Source organism: Clostridium sp. OM05-6BH (assembly GCF_003481635.1).
Lineage (GTDB): Bacteria > Bacillota > Clostridia > Lachnospirales > Lachnospiraceae > Butyribacter.
The window spans coordinates 1-18,021 of the sequence record NZ_QULH01000005.1; the positions used below are offsets into that span (position 1 = coordinate 1).

General features: G+C 41.3%; 11 protein-coding genes and 3 tRNA genes. 12 read left to right on the plus strand and 2 right to left on the minus strand.

The genetic code is table 11. The features are described from left to right. Positions 1–805 precede the first annotated feature (805 nt). The 7 genes from DXB73_RS06215 to DXB73_RS06245 all read left to right on the plus strand — a co-directional run bounded on the left by DXB73_RS06215 (position 806) and on the right by DXB73_RS06245 (position 4,166). Positions 806–877, plus strand: a tRNA-Glu gene (locus DXB73_RS06215). Between the two features lie 5 nt (positions 878–882). Further along, positions 883–953 (plus strand) — tRNA-Cys (locus tag DXB73_RS06220). A gap of 72 nt (positions 954–1,025) precedes the next feature. Next, the gene (locus DXB73_RS06225; RefSeq protein WP_022025407.1) at positions 1,026–1,475 is read left to right on the plus strand and encodes a ribonuclease III domain-containing protein; all 450 of its coding nucleotides are present in this window, start codon (positions 1,026–1,028) and stop codon (positions 1,473–1,475) included. 123 nt (positions 1,476–1,598) lie between these two features. Beyond that, positions 1,599–2,351 (plus strand): 23S rRNA (guanosine(2251)-2'-O)-methyltransferase RlmB, encoded by a 753-nt coding sequence (gene rlmB, locus DXB73_RS06230; RefSeq protein ID WP_182448213.1) that lies wholly within the window; start codon positions 1,599–1,601, stop codon positions 2,349–2,351. Positions 2,352–2,487: 136 nt separating this feature from the next. After that, a complete protein-coding gene (locus DXB73_RS06235; protein WP_118690603.1) occupies positions 2,488–3,105 on the plus strand; it encodes a sigma-70 family RNA polymerase sigma factor in 618 nt (205 codons plus the stop codon). A 242-nt stretch (positions 3,106–3,347) separates the two neighbouring features. Next, a tRNA-Thr gene (locus DXB73_RS06240) sits at positions 3,348–3,420 on the plus strand. A 182-nt stretch (positions 3,421–3,602) separates the two neighbouring features. Beyond that, positions 3,603–4,166 carry a DJ-1 family glyoxalase III gene (locus DXB73_RS06245; protein WP_022025410.1) on the plus strand — a complete coding sequence of 188 codons (564 nt, stop codon included), beginning with the start codon at positions 3,603–3,605 and terminating at the stop codon, positions 4,164–4,166. Positions 4,167–4,304: 138 nt separating this feature from the next. Here the strand turns inward: DXB73_RS06245 and DXB73_RS06250 are convergent, their stop codons facing one another. Then, positions 4,305–4,601: a DUF1292 domain-containing protein gene (locus tag DXB73_RS06250; RefSeq protein WP_118690477.1), complete on the minus strand. Its 297-nt coding sequence runs from the start codon at positions 4,599–4,601 to the stop codon at positions 4,305–4,307. Positions 4,602–5,240: 639 nt separating this feature from the next. Between DXB73_RS06250 and glmS the strand changes: the two genes are divergently transcribed. Continuing rightward, a complete protein-coding gene (gene glmS, locus DXB73_RS06255; protein ID WP_118507449.1) occupies positions 5,241–7,061 on the plus strand; it encodes a glutamine--fructose-6-phosphate transaminase (isomerizing) in 1,821 nt (606 codons plus the stop codon). 81 nt (positions 7,062–7,142) lie between these two features. Then, positions 7,143–8,234 carry an SGNH/GDSL hydrolase family protein gene (locus tag DXB73_RS06260; protein ID WP_182448212.1) on the plus strand — a complete coding sequence of 364 codons (1,092 nt, stop codon included), beginning with the start codon at positions 7,143–7,145 and terminating at the stop codon, positions 8,232–8,234. 191 nt (positions 8,235–8,425) lie between these two features. Here the strand turns inward: DXB73_RS06260 and DXB73_RS06265 are convergent, their stop codons facing one another. Then, positions 8,426–9,100: a hypothetical protein gene (locus tag DXB73_RS06265; RefSeq protein ID WP_118690479.1), complete on the minus strand. Its 675-nt coding sequence runs from the start codon at positions 9,098–9,100 to the stop codon at positions 8,426–8,428. A gap of 319 nt (positions 9,101–9,419) precedes the next feature. Between DXB73_RS06265 and DXB73_RS06270 the strand changes: the two genes are divergently transcribed. From DXB73_RS06270 to DXB73_RS06285, 3 genes are all read left to right on the plus strand, one after another. Then, a complete protein-coding gene (locus DXB73_RS06270; RefSeq protein WP_118690480.1) occupies positions 9,420–11,189 on the plus strand; it encodes an ABC-ATPase domain-containing protein in 1,770 nt (589 codons plus the stop codon). 292 nt (positions 11,190–11,481) lie between these two features. After that, positions 11,482–13,833, plus strand: a complete 2,352-nt coding sequence (locus DXB73_RS06275) for a cellulase family glycosylhydrolase (RefSeq protein ID WP_118690481.1) — start codon at positions 11,482–11,484, stop codon at positions 13,831–13,833. 1,151 nt (positions 13,834–14,984) lie between these two features. Then, positions 14,985–17,732, plus strand: a complete 2,748-nt coding sequence (locus DXB73_RS06285) for a leucine-rich repeat protein (RefSeq protein ID WP_182448211.1) — start codon at positions 14,985–14,987, stop codon at positions 17,730–17,732. Positions 17,733–18,021: the final 289 nt, after the last annotated feature.

The window sequence follows — 18,021 nt, forward strand, 5'->3', positions numbered from 1 at the left end:
GTTAACCGCGCTGTCGTAGGTTCGAGTCCTACTCGGGGAGCGACAAAAAAGTCCTGTAAACGATTTCGTTTACAGGACTTTTTTTGATCTTTTTGCCATATCGCCATTAAAGATAAGGATTGTACTCTTTATAATCCCATTTCTGGTAATAGATGATCTTTGGAAGCTTCCTATATAGAATTAAAGTGTCCAATTATGGAAAAAAGTGTCCAATTCTGCCAAATGGGTTTACGAAGAGATTTTTTTATTACATTTAATGTGTTACAGGCACATTTATTAAAGACTTTGTATTATTGCATATTTGATACAAAGCGGTTAATTAGGGGACATATGAAAAAAGGAACAAGGGAATAAAAAAGACAAAGGAATTAATTTTAAGAACAGTAGAAAAAAAGCGAAGAAAAAATTGATTATGGATAGTGAGAGTTGACCTACATGCTTAGGCATCCTACATCAGCCAGTAAGACCACAGTCATTGCAACATAAAGATGTTACAATGAAGTAAACATCTTTATGTTGGCACCTTGTAGAGTTTCTCTACAAAAATCTCCAGTACTTGAGAACAGACCCTCTGTACCGCAGATCAAAACAACACACGATACGATAATTATAGCATATTAGGTCTGTGTATGCAATGGAATAACATAATTAATGTAGGAATAATGTAGGAACCTTAATGTAGAAATCGTAGAAATTTGAAATTTCATTTTTGGTTCATTAAAAAAAATAAAAAAAAACACTTGCATTCTTGTAAATTATATGATAGTATATTATTCGTTGTCAGACAAAAATTGTCTAGCAAGATGGCTCCATGGTCAAGCGGTTAAGACATCGCCCTTTCACGGCGGTAACACGGGTTCAAATCCCGTTGGAGTCATATATGGCGACTTAGCCAAGTGGTAAGGCATGGGACTGCAACTCCCTGATCATCGGTTCAAATCCGGTAGTCGCCTCTAGCAACCCTCATTTGCACTATGTAAATGGGGGTCGTTTTAGTTTACGCTATATAAAAAAGGAGACTAAGATTGGAGAAGGAATATCAGGATATTTTTAACGAGATTCAGGACACCTTTGGAAAAAGTAAACTGCAGCCAAGCCAGTATTCCGCATTAGCACTTGCATATATTGGGGATGCAGTATATGATTTGATCATTCGGACGATAGTCATTGATCTGGGTGCTGGTCATGTCAAAAATTTTCATAGAATGACTAGTTCTGTTGTAAAAGCAGAGGCCCAAGCTAAGCTCATGAAAATTTTAGAGGACAAGCTTACTGAGGAGGAAGTGGCATATTATCGTCGGGGACGCAACGCCAAGTCAGCAACTTCTGCAAAGAATGCGTCTATTGTGGATTATCGTGTAGCGACCGGGTTTGAAGCGTTGGTTGGGTATTGGTATTTGACGCACCAGATGGAGCGAGCTATGAAATTGTTGCACGATGGTCTGATCGAAGCAGATCAGATGCCTCACAAATAATGAACTCGCATGATCGAAGCAGATCAGATGCCCCACAAATAATGTACTCGCATGATCGAAGTGAATTAAATTGTTTTGGTACGGTAGTGTAAATTGTTAAATTATATAGGAAGGAAGACACATATGGCATACGAAGAATTAACAATAGAAGGGCGTAATGCAGTAATTGAGGCATTTCGTGCAGGGAAAACCGTTGATAAGATATTTGTTTTAGAAGGCTGCAAGGATGGCCCTATTCAAACAGTTTTGCGTGAAGCGAAAAAGCAGAGTACCATTGTCAATTTCGTCAAGAAAGAACGCTTGGATCAATTATCAGAGACAGGTAAGCATCAAGGAGTTATTGCACATTTGGCGGCTTATGAGTATAGCACAGTAGAAGAAATTATGGATCGTGCGGCACAGAAGGGGGAAGCACCGTTCGTTATTTTATTGGATGGAATAGAAGACCCACACAATTTGGGGTCTATTATTCGTACTGCTAACCAGGCAGGTGCACATGGTGTCATCATTCCTAAGCGACGAGCTGTTGGTTTAACTGCCACTGTGGCAAAGGCATCTGCAGGAGCGATTCATTATACTCCGGTGGCAAAGGTAACGAATCTGGTCAAAACCATGGAAGAACTCAAGAAACAGGGGATGTGGTTTGTTTGTGGAGATATGTCAGGAGAGACGATGTATTCGCTTGATCTGACCGGGCCGATCGGTGTTGTGATCGGTAACGAAGGCGATGGTGTCAGTAGATTAGTGAAAGAAAACTGCGACTTTACGGCATCCATTCCGATGCAGGGTGATATTGATTCATTAAACGCTTCGGTAGCGATGGGAATTTTATCATATGAAATCGTGCGCCAGCGGATCACAAAGGGTATAAAATAAGCGTGTTATAGCCAGAGGAACGCTAAGGATATAGAAGTCAGTGTGTTATAGCCAGGGGTATGTTAAGGGTATAAAGTAGGCACATTTGCAGAAGCAAATCGTAATGGGTGAATGTGAGGTAAGTACGGGGTGTAGTATGAGAGAGTATGAACAGCAGACAATAGAGGAAGTGGTTGCCAGTGCAAAACATGGTAATGATGAGGCTATGGAGTATGTATTGGCTAAATATAAAGGACTCGTTAGAGGGCTTTCGCGAACATTGTTTTTATTGGATGGCGATGAGGACGATTTAATACAGGAAGGGATGATTGGCCTGTACAAGGCAGTCGTAAGCTACGATGAATGTAGAGGCGCTGCATTTGAGACATTTGCCAGTCATTGCATTAATCGGCAGATGTATTCTGCTGTCAAAAAGTCCAATCGTAAAAAAAACGGGCCTCTTAATACTTATATTTCAATCGATTCAGCCAGTGATAGCGATAATGAACAGGGACCGGACAGCGTCAAGCTGTTGGATCGTGTGTCGGCAGGTCTGCATCAAAATCCAGAGGACATTATTATTGACAGAGAAGAAGCTGGTGATATAGAGGAACGCTTATTTAGTGTTTTGAGTGGAATGGAACGAGAAGTTCTATCGTTGTTTTTGCGTGGTATGACTTATCAGGAGATTGCCAGATATATGCAAAAGCAACCGAAAGCAATAGACAACGCATTGCAGCGGATCAAGACTAAATTACGGACGATACTAAGGTGATGACGCCTTCTTCTCATCCAAAAGCTGCATTAAATACTGCAATAGGGCTGCTGAAGATAAAAGAGAAGGAAATTAATCTGTTTTGCTCTTTAAGGTGGAAATAAGCTTTTCACTTCAGTGTTCGGGGACACGATAGAAAACGTATAAATGGGGCTTATAAAACAGAGAAAATGAAAAACAGAGAAAATGAAAAATTTGCTTGCAAATTTAGAGGCGCTATTATATAATATGGATTGTTGAGTGCTGCTATGGCTCAGTCGGTAGAGCGTCGCCTTGGTAAGGCGGAGGTCACGGGTTCAATTCCCGTTAGCAGCTCTGTTGAGGAAGTGAGGATTTCTGTGAAATTCTCACTTTTTTTACAATATAGGAAAATGCTCGTAACCTAGAGGGAAGCCACCAAGAATTGCGTTAGCAATTCTTGCAGAGCAAAACGCTGGTTTTGCTTTTTTTTGTGAAATAGAAAAATGCTGTTATGCAGAGTGGAAAGGACGGGGAATATGGCAAAAGCACTTATTTTTTTAGCAGAAGGATATGAAGAAGTTGAAATGTTGACGGTAGTAGATATGGTTCGCCGTGCAAAGATTGATATTGACATGGTGGCGATCGGGGATCAGAGAGTGGTAAAGAGCTCACATGGAGTATGCATCACCGCCGACAGATTATTAGATGAGGCAGATTTCGCAGAGGCACAGATGCTGATTTTGCCGGGTGGTATTCCGGGAACACCGAATTTACGTGCCTGCGATACACTGTGCCAGCAATTGCAGCAATTTGCAAAAGAAGAAAAATGGGTTGCAGCGGTGTGTGCAGCACCTACTGTGCTTGGTGAACTGGGGATTTTGAAAGATCATCAGGCAACTTGTTATCCAAGTTTTGCAGATCAGTTGATCTGTGGTCAGTATGTTAAGAAGCCGGTTGTTCGTGATGGCAAGGTTATCACAAGTCGCGGAATGGGAACGTGTATTGAGTTTGCAGCAGAAATCATTACGGCGTTAAAAGATGCGGAAACAGCAGAGCATGTTAAAACAGCTATCATCTACAACGATCAATATGAGGATTAATCCTTATGAAAGAATACTAAGCCGAGGTTGCATTGTGTAATACACAATACAAAGAATGAGAGATAGTCTCGGTAGAAGAACAAAAAAGACTGCCTTAGAAATTACAGAAAATCCTGTGATTTCTAAGGCAGTTTTATGTTATTTCATGCTTTCGCTCCAAGCCCTCGCATCCAGACGTTCCTCGTAGGCATCTGCTGCGGCATCGTACTCTTCTTCATCATTAATATCTTCTAATTCAAAATCATCATTTCCTAAATCTTTGATGCGGAACACATAATATTCTGTAATGTTTTCTACAAAACCCGGAATCAGAGCGGCATAGAGTTGACCGTCCACCTCATAGATTTCATCCACATAAAAGTCTTTATCAATCCCATCCTCATCGGTTAACGTAACCATAGTTTCTTCAAATTCGTATTCTGTATTTTTTGCCATAATTATCTCCGTTTCTGTATAAAATATTGTTTTAGTTCAAGTGACGGCAACAATATATCTGTGTTATTTGCAAAGGTATTTTCAGTATTCATTTGAAATACCCTCTGAACAGATCATTGCCGAAATAATAGCATATATTATAATGTGAAAGTGCCACAGATGCAAGTTTACCTTGACAAAAAGGCTTTTAGACCTTATATTGTACGAAGGGACTAAATCGTAAAATGTAGAGTTCTGTAACAAAAATACACAAATTTTAAGCGCCAGAGCCTAGTTTTGTGCACAAAAGTATAAATTTGCACGAATCAGGCTGACGAGGAAAGAGATTATCGAAATTTCGGCGGATGTCTCTTCGTACGCTCCAGTGCGTTATGTATTGGCAAATATGCAGGTGACTGCAAAACAAATTCAATACAGTGGAGATTACAGATCCTTCGTTTGCGATGATTGTTCTTAGAAGGCAATCGACGCAGAACCGCATGGGCACAGGATGAAGTCTGAAAATGCACCGGTAATGCTGCAGATAACAGTGAAGAGTGTGGAAATACACCGGTGATGCTGCAGGATATTGTGGGCAGTGCGGGAGGCGTCACAGTAACAGATGGAATCTGCCGATTTGGCAGTAGAACGGAGGAAATTATGTGCGGAATTGTTGGTTATAATGGAGCACGTCCGGTGACGGACTTTTTGTTGGATGCTCTCGAATTGTTGGAATATCGTGGTTACGATAGTGCCGGTCTTGCAACGATCAATGCTGAGACAGGACGGACGAAGTTGCGTAAATGTGCCGGACGCGTTGCTGATCTGCGCAAAGTATGTGAGAATGACAAGAAGCAGGCTACTTGTGGAATTGGTCATACACGCTGGGCAACACATGGTGGTGTCAGTGACGAGAATGCGCACCCACATCGTCAGGGTAATGTGCTTTTAGTTCATAATGGAATTGTTGAAAATTATGAAGAGCTTCGTGATCATTTTATGTTGAGCAAAGATCTGAAGTCAGAGACAGATACAGAAGTAGTTGCCGGTGTTTTAAACCGTTACTACGATGGAGATCCACATAAAGCAATCGCACAAACGGTAAAGCATTTAAAGGGAACATTTGCATTAGTTATTATTTTTGATGATATACCGGATGTAATCTATGCAATCCGTAACGTAAGTCCGATCGTGGCTGCACGTACCGAGGACGGCACAATGTTAGCATCTGATGTTGCAGCACTTGGCTCTCATGCTACGGAATATATGGTTGTGCCGGAGTATCAGATCGTTGAGCTGCACAAAGACGATATTAAAGTGTTTGACCTGAAGGGCAAAGAGCAGAAGACAGAGTTTTTGGAGATTGATTGGGATACCAGCCGTGATGGTAAAGGTAAATATCCATTTTATATGGAAAAGGAAATTATGGAGCAGCCGGAGGCATTGCAGGCAACATTAGATCATCGTATTGTTGACGGACATATTGATTTGTCCTTTGATGGTGTGCCGGATGATGTTTTGCAGAATTGTGAGCGAATTTGTGTTGTTGCTTGTGGCACAGCTATGCATGCCGGATTGATCGCCAAAGCGATCGTTCAGTCAAAATTACAAATGCTGATGGATGTAGAGTATGCATCTGAGTTTATGTACTCCAATCCGGTCATTGATGAGAAAACACTGGTATTAGCAATTTCACAGTCCGGTGAGACGATCGATACTTTGGAAGCACTGAAGTATGCGCGCAAAAAAGGTGCCAAGAGTGTTGCGGTTATTAATGTTAAGGGTTCCTCTATCGCCAGAGAGAGTGATTATGTCATGTATACGGTAGCCGGTCCGGAAATCGCGGTTGCAAGTACGAAAGCATATACGACACAGGTAGAAACATTAATGCTCTTAATTGGGCGCATGGCAAAGGTAAGAGGTATTTTCGACGATGCAGCGGAGAAAGAGTATGTTGACAATATGCTTCAGATTCCTGCCAAGTTAAAGGAAGTATTGAATAAGAAACACGACATCCATAAAATTGCCAGAAAGCTGTTAGAGGCAAAAGATGCATTTATGCTTGGCCGTGGATTGGATTATTCTATCTTGCTGGAGGGAGCTTTAAAATTAAAGGAAATTTCCTATATTCATACAGAGGCATATGCGTCTGGTGAATTGAAACATGGTACGATCGCTCTGATCACAGAAGATACACCGGTCGTTGCTGTTGTCACACAGGAAAAGCTAAAAGATAAAGAATTATCTAACATTCGTGAAGTGCAGTCTCGTGGTGCAAGTGTTGTATTGTTTGTACGCGAAAGTATTTCCATGGCAGATGCAGAATATGCAGATGTATTATTATTACCGGATATGGCGGATGAGTTTATGGTATTCCCGGCAGCAGCGGCATTGCAGTTGCTGGCATATTACGTATCGATGGATCGTGGATTGGATGTTGATAAACCAAGAAACTTAGCAAAAGTAGTTACCGTAGAGTGATCCGGTAAAAATGAAATTATGAAAGCAATATTGTATATTGCCAGTCATGACTAAAAAATGTGTATTTATGGAGGCGAAAGAATGAAATTTCAGGCAGATAAGAAGCATGTTAGTGTAACGGGTAGAACTATTTATCGAGAGGGTATTCGTTATCTGGGATATTCTGCGACATCTATTTCTTTCAAATTCGTAGGAACAAAAGCAACCGCAGAGATTGTCAGTGACGCATCAAAGCATACTGAGAAGGAGAGGGCTTGGATCGCTATTTATTATGGACAGGATAGAGATCCTGCTAAGCGTCTGCGCTTAGAGCAGGACAGGCAGACAATCGTGCTGTTTGAAACGCAACAAACTACGGAACAGCAGATTACTATCGTTAAATATTCTGAAGCAGAATATGCAGCGTGTGGTATTGTTTCTATAGAAATTACCGATGAAGTAAACCCGGGGGAAGAAATACTATTATCGCCGCCGGTACATAAGAAAAGACAGATCGAGTTTTTTGGCGATTCGATCACTTGCGGTTACGGCGTGGAAGGTGATGTGAGTGATGAAATATTTGACACCGCAGATGAAAATCCGACCAAATCGTATTCATTACTTACCGCAGAATTGCTTGATGCAGAACCTAACTTGGTATCGTGGAACGGAAAAGGTGTTATCACGGCATATATAGGGGAAGAAGAGGATGCACAGATTGATGATTCCTGGCTGATGCCAATGTTATATGAATACACGGATGCAGGATTGGAACGAGATTATTTTGCCAATGAGCAGTCAGACTGGGAAACTTGGAATTTTGAGGAATATAAACCGCAGCTTGTTGTCATTTATTTAGGTACGAATGATGCGAGCTATACAAGAGATATTCCAGACAGACAAAAACAGTTTGAAGATGCTTATGTAAAATTGTTGCATCAGGTGCACGAGCATAATCCGAATGCAGCTATTATAACAACGATCGGAGCGATGGATCAAAGACTGAATACGGTGATTGATGCTGCGACAGCATGTTTTGCCAAAGTTACGCCAGATTGTACGATTCGTTATGTACAGCTTCCATTGCAGGATGAGGCAGATGGCTTAGGAACTTATTGGCATCCGACGGAGAAGACGAACCGTAAGTGTGCCCGTTTAATTGCAGATGCTGCTAAGGAAATGCTGCAATGGTGATGATTTGAGAAACTTGAGTCTAAGGGAAATGTTGAAGTGGTGAGACGAAGAACTTGAATCTAAGGAAAATGTTGAAGTGGTGAGACGAAGAACTTGAATTCAAGAGAGATGTTGCAATAGAGACATGAGAAACTTGAATCCAAGGGAAATGTTGTAATAGAAATAACTGAAATAGCTCAAATGGGGTGTCGTTATGCGACACCCCATTTTTCAAACAGTTTACCAACAAATTCAACGATCGGTGCCAGTAAAAGCACCATCAGGACAGTCATAACACCAACTTCTCCACCCGTGAGAAATCCAAGTATCGTAGCGATCAGATCAATAGAAAGACGAACCGGCTTGAAACAATTTCGACCGGTTTTTTGCCGTATTTTTTCGGTAACGGCAAAAGGTACGGCATCATAAGGTGCCATGCCGTGTCCGCTGTGCATATAGCAGGCTGCAGCAACCACAAAAAGCAGAAGCGCCGGGACCAGAATGCCAATGCGGGCTGCAAGTGGAAGATGTGCAGGCACATGGCATACGTTTGTCCAGACCCAGCCGAAGAAATCAGCCGAGTAGCCCACCACAACCATATTTCCGATCGTTCCGGTACCGATCAGCCGCCAATCAAGTAAGATGACCAAGATCAGAAGTATCGTATTAAATAATAGTTGATAATTGCCAAAACTAAGTCCCAGTGTCCGGGCTATTCCATAATTCATTGCCGAGCAGGGATCTGTCCCCATTTCCGTCAGAACGAGCAGCGACACGCCGAGTCCCATCATGATCACAGAAATAAGCATTAGCGCAAAGGTTTTCCACCAATGTTTATCTAGCACCGGCATTTGAAAAGTTGTGGTAATAGTCTCTTTTTCATTCATAGTAATTTTGCATTCCTTTCTCTGCCCACGGGTTTAGAGGTATTTCATACTATGTTATAGGCAAAATGCTTCTGCCGTTTTCATCGGAAAAATATTTCTGACTTTTTCGCAGACAAAATGTTTCTTTCGTTCCCGCAGGTAAATATAGACCTTTTGTCCCATGTATCCTATAATAGGGTTATTAGAACAGCCAACGAAAATCATAACATATTACAGAACCAGCGTCAAAAATCAGCATCATTGTTGGAAGATGCTATGGTGATTGACGGAGTTGGAAACTTTCATGATATGTTTGGATTGTAAATGAAGGAGAATGATCATGCAGAGATTAAAAACAATGTTAAATTCGATAGATCACAAGGGATACCCAGCATATAAAGGCCTTAAGGGCAGTTACGATTTCGGCGATTATCGGCTTGGTATTGACAAAGTGCAGGGTGATCCTTTTGCTTCGCCCTCTCGGATTTCTCTGGTGGTGCCGCAGAGCACACATGCGATCCCAAAAGAGTTTTACGAGCAAAAGCATCGCAGGATCGCAGTGGAAGATCATTTACTCCGTTTGGTTTGCAGGGAAAGCGAACCATTTAATTTTAAGGCAAAAGGATCCGGCAAAAGCGGCTTGATTGCAGTTAGCCGTCCGGGACAGGAAATCGTGGAGCGAAGTGCCTGTCATATCAATGCGAAAAATGGGGAGCTAACCGTTCGTATGTCAGTTGGTTTTCCGGCAAATGGGAGAAGTATTAATGCAAGAGAACTGGGCAAAATATTTTTTCAATTTATACCGGAGATCGTGCATCACGCCTGCTGTTATGCGAATATTGACGCCCAAAAGCTACAGAGAGCTGCAGACCTCGCAGACGATCAGCGCTACATCAGAGAGCAGATGGCGGAAGAAGGGTATATTGCTTTTATTGCCAATGGATCAGTGCTGCCGCGCGAGAATGGAGTATCCCAACGTCCAATGAAGAAGGCGGTGCCATTTGCCTCGCCGGAATCCATGGAGGTTACGTGGGACCTTCCACATAAAGGCATGATCAAGGGTATGGGAATCAAAAAAGGTGTGACGCTTATCGTTGGAGGCGGTTATCATGGTAAATCCACACTTTTGCAGACGTTAGAAAGAGCAGTATATCCGCATATTGCCGGAGATGGTCGAGAGTACGTTGCCATGGAACAGAGTGCGGTTAAGATCCGTTCTGAGGACGGTAGGAGCATTTATCATAAAGATATTAGTCCGTTTATTCGCAATCTGCCGACCGGACGGGATACGACGGATTTTAGCAGCGAGGATGCCAGCGGTTCCACATCGCAGGCGGCCAATGTTGTAGAAGCTGTCGAGAATGGAGCAGGTGTATTGTTGATCGATGAAGACACCAGTGCGACTAATTTTATGATTCGAGATGAATTAATGGAAAAGGTTGTGGCAGCAGGAGAAGAGCCGATCATACCGTTTATTAAACGGGTAAAAGGGCTATATGAGCAGAAACAGGTTTCCACCATTTTAGTTGCAGGGAGCTGTGGTGCTTTTTTTCATATTGCAGATACAATATTGCAAATGGAAAGTTATCGACCGAAAGAAATCACACAATTTGCAAAAGAGACAGCGAAAGCGTACCCGTTGAATGACACATCGATGGCAGCTGAATATCCGGACAGCGTAGAGCAGAAAATTTTCATTCCAAAGCAGTCGCTTGAAGCTGGCGGTCGTGAGCATAGACGAGCGGTCGGCAAATATAGCGGGGATCCTGCAAGTGCAAAGAGTGCCGGGAAATCTGATCGCGGTGCGAAGATCAAGGTGATGGGTACGGATGGATTTGCGATCAACAAGACGAATGTAGATCTTCGTTATCTTGAGCAGATCATTGACAGTGAGCAGATGGCGGCAATTGCACGTTCTTTGGTAGTGATCATGGAGCAGTATGCCGGACAAAAGATTCAGGTATCGCAGGCGGTGTCAGAACTTGTGGACGCACTGGAGCGAGATGGATTGAATGTGCTATCAAATGGCAATGGCAGTGATCTGGCTATGCCAAGACGAGCAGAGATAGCCGGATGCCTCAATCGATATCGTGAAATTATGAAGCGCTGATACGGATGCGTTACAATGGAAATATGAGGCATATAAGGCGTCGGAATATGATGATATATGTCATGCATAAGGCGATAAAATATAGTGAGCCCATATTGTCCTGCATAAGGCGTTGCAATGCAACAAGATAATATGTCAGATAAATGGCAGTTTCGAATACGATATAGAAAAAATCATGTGATTCATCACAAATAATTCCAGTGAAAAAAAGTGCGTCTCATGTTATAATTACGGAGTAAAGTACGTTTTTGCGTAAAATTACAATAAACCATAAAGGAGGAGGATTATTACAATGAAACAACGTTACACAAAAAGAATCGTTGCTTTTGCACTTGCACTTGCAATGGTACTTACAGGAGGAGCATTTTCTACTGTATTTAATACCGCCAGCGCGAGCGCAGCTTCTAAGAAAGCAACCCTGAAACTGAAGAAAAAAGTTTCAATTACAGCAGGCAAGAAAGTCACATTAAAGATCAAAAAGAAAAATGTGAAGAAGATTAAGTCCCAGAAGTGGACAACCAGCAAGAAGAGCGTGGCTACCGTATCCAAGAAGGGAAAGGTTACCGCTAAGAAGGCTGGTAAGGCAACTATCAAGGTAAAGGTTAAATACATTGCAAAGGGATCTAAGAAAGTAAAGACAAAGACTTTGAAATGTACTGTTACGGTTAAGAAGAAAGCAACACCTGCACCTGCACCGGCAAATGTTGCTACTAAGAAACCTGCAACGACAACACCCGCACCAACCCCTAAGGTTACACCAACTCCAGATCCGGAGGCAGTAATCTATGGAAGACCATCCGGTAATGATGTTATTAAATATACGATTGATGACAAATCCAATATCGGTGATGAGAAGACAGTAACATTTACAGATGGTTCTACAGTAACATCCAAAGATAATGGAACAGTTCGTAAAGAACTTTCTTCTCAGGATTTAGCAGACTCTAAGATGGGTATGGGTGTAAACATTGGTAACACGTTGGAAGCAGTCCAGGGAATCTCTGCCAAGAAGAGCATGGCTGCTACTGATTATGCGACAGCAGATCCATCGTGGTTTGTATCTGCGTGGGGCAATGTTGAGATCACGCAGGAGTATTTAGATGCATTACATTCATACGGCATTAATACCGTACGTATTCCGGTAGCTTGGACAAATGGTGATAACGATGATGGATCATATACGATCAATGCCAAGATGTTAGATGCTGTAGAGAAAGCAGTGATCTACGCTTTGAATAATGGTATGTATGTTATCATCAACGATCATTGGGACAACCAGTGGTGGGGTCAGTTCGGCGCTTGCAAGCGTGATGAGAATGGCAAGAAAGTTGCAAACGAAGAAGTTCGTGCACAGGCATGGGTTCGTTATGAGAAATATTGGACTCAGATTGCAGAGCGTTTTAACAAGTATTCCGATCATCTGATCTTTGAGGGGGCTAATGAGGAACTCGGAGATCGTTTGAACGACAGCATTTACTCCAACGGTTATTCTACAACGGATAAACAGGGTGATGTTGCAATTGGTGGCAACTTAAAGACAGCTGATAAGTATAAAATGGCAAACGAGATCAATCAGAAATTTGTTGATGTTATCCGTGCTACAGGTGGTAACAATGCAAACCGTCATCTGTTGATCCCAGGTTACAACACTGACATTGAAAAGACAGTAAACGCTAGGTTTGTAATGCCGAAAGATACTGCTGAGAATGGCAAGACAAAGCTTTTCGTATCTGTACATTACTACACTCCATGGGATTTTTGTGGTGATGGCGGTGCCGGTTCATATACGTATGGAGATCGCCAGAAAACAGTAGAGAATTTTGAGCTCCTTAAGAGATTTTCTGATGAAGGATATGCATATATCATCGGTGAGTGTGGTGTCTGCAGTCCTCAGACAGTCACAGGTAGTGTAACTGCTTGGTTTAATGACACATTCAAGGAAGCAGCTAAATATCATGCTGTGCCGGTACTTTGGGAGACTGGTCAGTATTTTGATAGAACTGCAGCAACTTTAAAATTTAAGGATGTTGCCGTATACTTTAACGAGATTAATGGTGCTAACGGCGACACAAGTATGACTAAGACAACGGGTAAATCTACAGATGTTTCTTTCATTAAGGAAGTTGGCGATAAGAAGTCTGTATGGAACTGGACTGGTGTTTGGTACAAGAACGGTGGTGACTATGCATATGGTGAGAACCGTTACAACGATAAGGCTGATAAGACTAACGGAGAAGATCCGGATGTAGCTAAGAAGATGATCCCATCCAGCACAGTATCTCCTACGATTGCAGGCGATACTACAACAATCACCTTTGATGGTACCGGATATCAGTCATTCCTCAACATTGATGTCAGCAAGTACAAGAAGCCAGCCATCGCAGTACAGTTTGCTCCTGAGACATTGGACAAGGCAAACTGGAAATCAGATGACGAGGATAACGTTGGACATATCCAGTTGGGTGTATCTGATACAGCGACGTTCAAGGATGATGTAGATATTGATTATGCTGATTTCGCAGGTAAGCTCATCGTATTAGATGAAGCAGGATTAAGCTTGACAAAGGATAGACATTATCTGTCATTGACATTTAGTGGACGTCCAACGATCACAGGCATCCAGATCTACGAGTTAGGCGAATAATTACCGTTTAATTATTGATTGATGGTAGTGCAAACGATGATTCGTGATTGACAGTAATTGTTTTAAGATAAGTAATCAGAACAAGAACGACCTCCGTGAGGTATCTTATAGATACTCCGCGGAGGTTTTTTATGTTTATACTGCGTAAATAAAAAGGACCATTGGTGCATTTATATTGTAAATGCGGCGTCAAAGTTTATGCTATGGAATAGGAAAATGCTGTTATGTAGCGTGACATCGCCAAGAATTGCTTTAGCAATTCTTGCAAAGCAAAGCGCCGGCAGGTATAGGTCGTTGACAAGAGAGTACCGGGTGAATGGAATTTGTTGGATTGAGCTGTTGATTATAGGTAACGGCAAATACGGATTCTATATGTAGAGAGGGAGAAACAAGCTGGAATCAGCGAAAACCTCAAAGCAGTCACCCGAAAGAAGCCAATAGGCAAGTCAAAGAAGTGAAAAATCGTATTATGCCAAAACAATAGGGTCTGTGCATTTGTTGGATATGCATTGTGCGAATTTCACAAAGCGGCATATAACCTAAAAATTTTTTGACATGATTATTGTAGATGCAGCAATAATTTTGGATTGTCGATGGTTTGACAACGCCGGTTTTATAATTCTGTATCCCAAAAGAATACCATTCGTTTAGCGTTAGGCTGCTTTTGGCTAAATTGCCATTTGTGTTATTAGAATTGCATTTTTGCTTTGTCATAAAAAGCCTCACTTTCAAGTTTTTGAAAGGTATTATAACAAGATATAAATAAATTTATTCTTTCTGTTTTTTTGCCATAATGGGAATACGAAACACGTATTCGTGGCAGGAATGTTCTGAGTAAAGCCTGCATGGCAGTTCTGTCGTATTGTGTATATTTACGGTAAAAATCATCGATATAGACAGGATCAAGATATAATTTTGTATATATTTAACAAAATCAGCAACAGATTTTCCAAAAAACAGGTAAAAATGATTGATTTTTTTACTGTATCGTGTTAGAATATGTTTTGTAAATTTTTATGTATATAAATGAAAGGCTATGGTGCGTTTTGACTGGAATATGAGTTTTTGTTTCATGGCTCTTAAGTTCAAAACTTACGTACAGCATTTCAATTATGTACGATGACTCAATAATAAAAAGAGGAGGAGAAATAATGAGAAAACAGACAAAAAAAGTTTTGTCATGGATTCTTGCCGGAGCAATGGCGTTAAGTCTTATTCCTAGCGTCGGCCTTGTGTCTGAAAAAGCAGATGCTGCGGTATCTACTGTGGACAAGGTTGTATTTGATAAGGCAGTTGAATCTAAGTTAGTAGGCGGAGATTCTGGAGAAGCTCGTTTGTTAGTATTTAACAACTGGGGCAAGTATGATCCAAATGCACTTGAAGGAATCAGCATGAAAGATGCATCTATTACTTTTAATGTTGAAGGTGTAGCTGATGTGTTGGCGAAGACAGGTGCTAAGTCTATTAAAGCATTCCTTGGATTGAATTCAAGTGATTGGTCAGTGAATACTCTTGGTAACACTGCACCTGCAGATGGAGTAACAGAAATTGAGAAAGATGGAACCTATACAGTAACATATACTGGTTCCTCAACAATTACACTTGGAAATCAGATGGGTGTAATGTTTACTGACATCGACTCTGCTTTAGAGAAAGATGATGACAAGAATGTAACAGCAGGTTTGAAAGTTTCTGATACAAAGCTTCAGATTAAAGCTCCTGCTTTAATGAAAGATGTTACATCTTTCGATAAAGCGGTAGAATCTAAGTTAGTAGGCGGAGATTCCGGAGAAGCTCGTTTGTTAGTATTTAACAACTGGGGCAAGTATGACCCGAGTGAGCTTGAAGGTATTGATGTAAAGAATGCATCTATTACTTTCAAGGTTGCAGGTGTTGCTGATGTATTGGCAAAGACCGGTGCTAAGTCTATTAAAGCATTTCTTGGGTTAAATTCAAGTGACTGGTCTGTAAATACTCTTGGAAACACAGTTCCTGCAGACGGAGTAACAGAAATTGAGAAAGATGGAACTTATACTGTAACATATACTGGTTCTTCTACGGTTAAATTAGGAAACCAGATGGGTGTAATGTTCGCTGATATCGATTCTGCATTAGAGAAAGATGATGACAAGAATGTAACAGCTGGTTTAACAGTATCTGATGCATCTCTCAAAGTTGAGGTGGCAAAGGAAGTTAAGAGCGTTGCAAAATTCGATGGTGCTACAGAAAGCAAATTCGTAGGTGGCGACAGTGGAGAAGCAAGACTTCTTGTATTCAACAACTGGGGCAAGTTTGATCCAAATACAATGGAGGGTCAGACACTTAGAGACATCTCTATTTCTTTCAAGGCAGCAGGCGTTGCAGATGTATTAGCAAAGACAGGCGCTAAGTCTATCAAGGCATTCATCGGTGTGAACTCAAGTGACTGGTCTGTAAATACATTAGGTAACACAGTACCATCAGCTGGTGTTGTTGAAATCGAAAAAGACGGAACATATACAGTATCTTATACTGCAGCAGGAGAAATTACTCTTGGAAATCAGTTAGGTGTAATGTTCGCTGACATCGATTCTGCATTAGAGAAGGATGATGACAAGAACGTAACAGCTGGTTTAACAATTTCTGATGTAACCATGAAGACAACAGAATTGAAATTCACAGACGATACAGAAGGACCGGAAGTAACACCTACTCCAGAAGCAACAGAGGCTCCTAAGGCTTATGACGAGGCTCTTTGGGCTACAAAGGGTATCCATGCTTACATCGCATATCAGATGGATGGAACTTGGGATTATCGTAATGGTTACAAGCCAAATGATCTTGGAAAACAGGATACTTACGATTACATCAAAGCAAGCGGTGACGCTGCAAACTTTAAGGCTACTGACGTATTACTTACAAGAGATGGTGAGTATACAGTAGCTATTAGCGGTATCGATTTAACAGCAGCTACGAAGTACAACTTGTTGTCTATCGCAACAGATCTTTCTGCTAAGACAGAAGAAAACCCAGATGGTGCATATGCAGATGTTAAGTTATCTGTTACATCTATGAAGGTTGATGGTGCTGAAGTTGCTAAAGATCTGAGCCTTGTTCAGAAAGCAGATGAGTTGTATTACTACTATCCACTGATCAACAAGTGGAATGCTGATGATAAGGGACCTTTGTTTGACAAGACAGATGCTGAAGAGTTAGCAATTCCAGAGAACAGCATTGAGATTACATTTAAGGTTACAGGACTTAAGGCTGCATTGAATGACCTTAAGGAAGGTACTTATAAAGATCCTGAGACAGGTGAGAATGTAAAGAACGATACTATTACAAAGGACGATATTGATGCGTCTGAGGGTGTTCTTCCTACACCGAGTGAAAAGCCAACTGTTAAACCAACTGTTAAACCAAGCGAGAAGCCAAATGTAACATCTGCGCCACTGAAAGACAAACCTACTAAGGCGCCACAGGCTCCTAAGAAGGGAAAGAAGGTTGAGAGCGGCAAGGTTGTTTACAAGGTAACAAAGGCTGCTACAGCTAAGAAAGCTGGTACATTATCAATCGTTGGTCTTTCTAAGGCAGGTAAGAAGGCATCCAGCCTCTCTGCACCAGCTACAGCTAAGATCAATGGCTACAGCTACAAAGTAACAAGTATTGGCAAGAACGCATTCAAGGGCGCTAATGCTAAGACAATCTCTCTTGGCAAGAACATTAAGTCCATTCCTGCAGGAGCATTTGCTAACTGCAAGAAGTTATCTACTTTGAAGGTAAAAGCTAAATTAACAAAGGTTGCTAAGAAAGCATTCAAGGGATGCAAGAAGACAATCAAGGTTAAGGGCGCTTCTAAGAAAGTAACTAAGGCTAATGTTAAGAAGTTAAAGAAGAGCGGTTACAAGAAATTCAAATAATTAAAGAAATTAGCATTAAATTTTGATAATTATTGAGTCATTTAAAATATGGTGAAAACCGGAAAACAGTCGTGCCGAAAGGTGCGGCTGTTTTTTAATTATCGGAAATATTTTATCGAAAATTGCTGTTGTGTGGAGTAATGCTATCAAGAATTGCTTTAGCAATTCTTGCAAAGCAAAGCGCTGATATTGCCTTTCATAAAGTGGTTTTGAATTGCAGAAGCTTCTGCATCAAGAGGATTCTCTATTTTTGTAGGTAAAATAAGCCTTTTTTTTAAAGGAAAAAGGG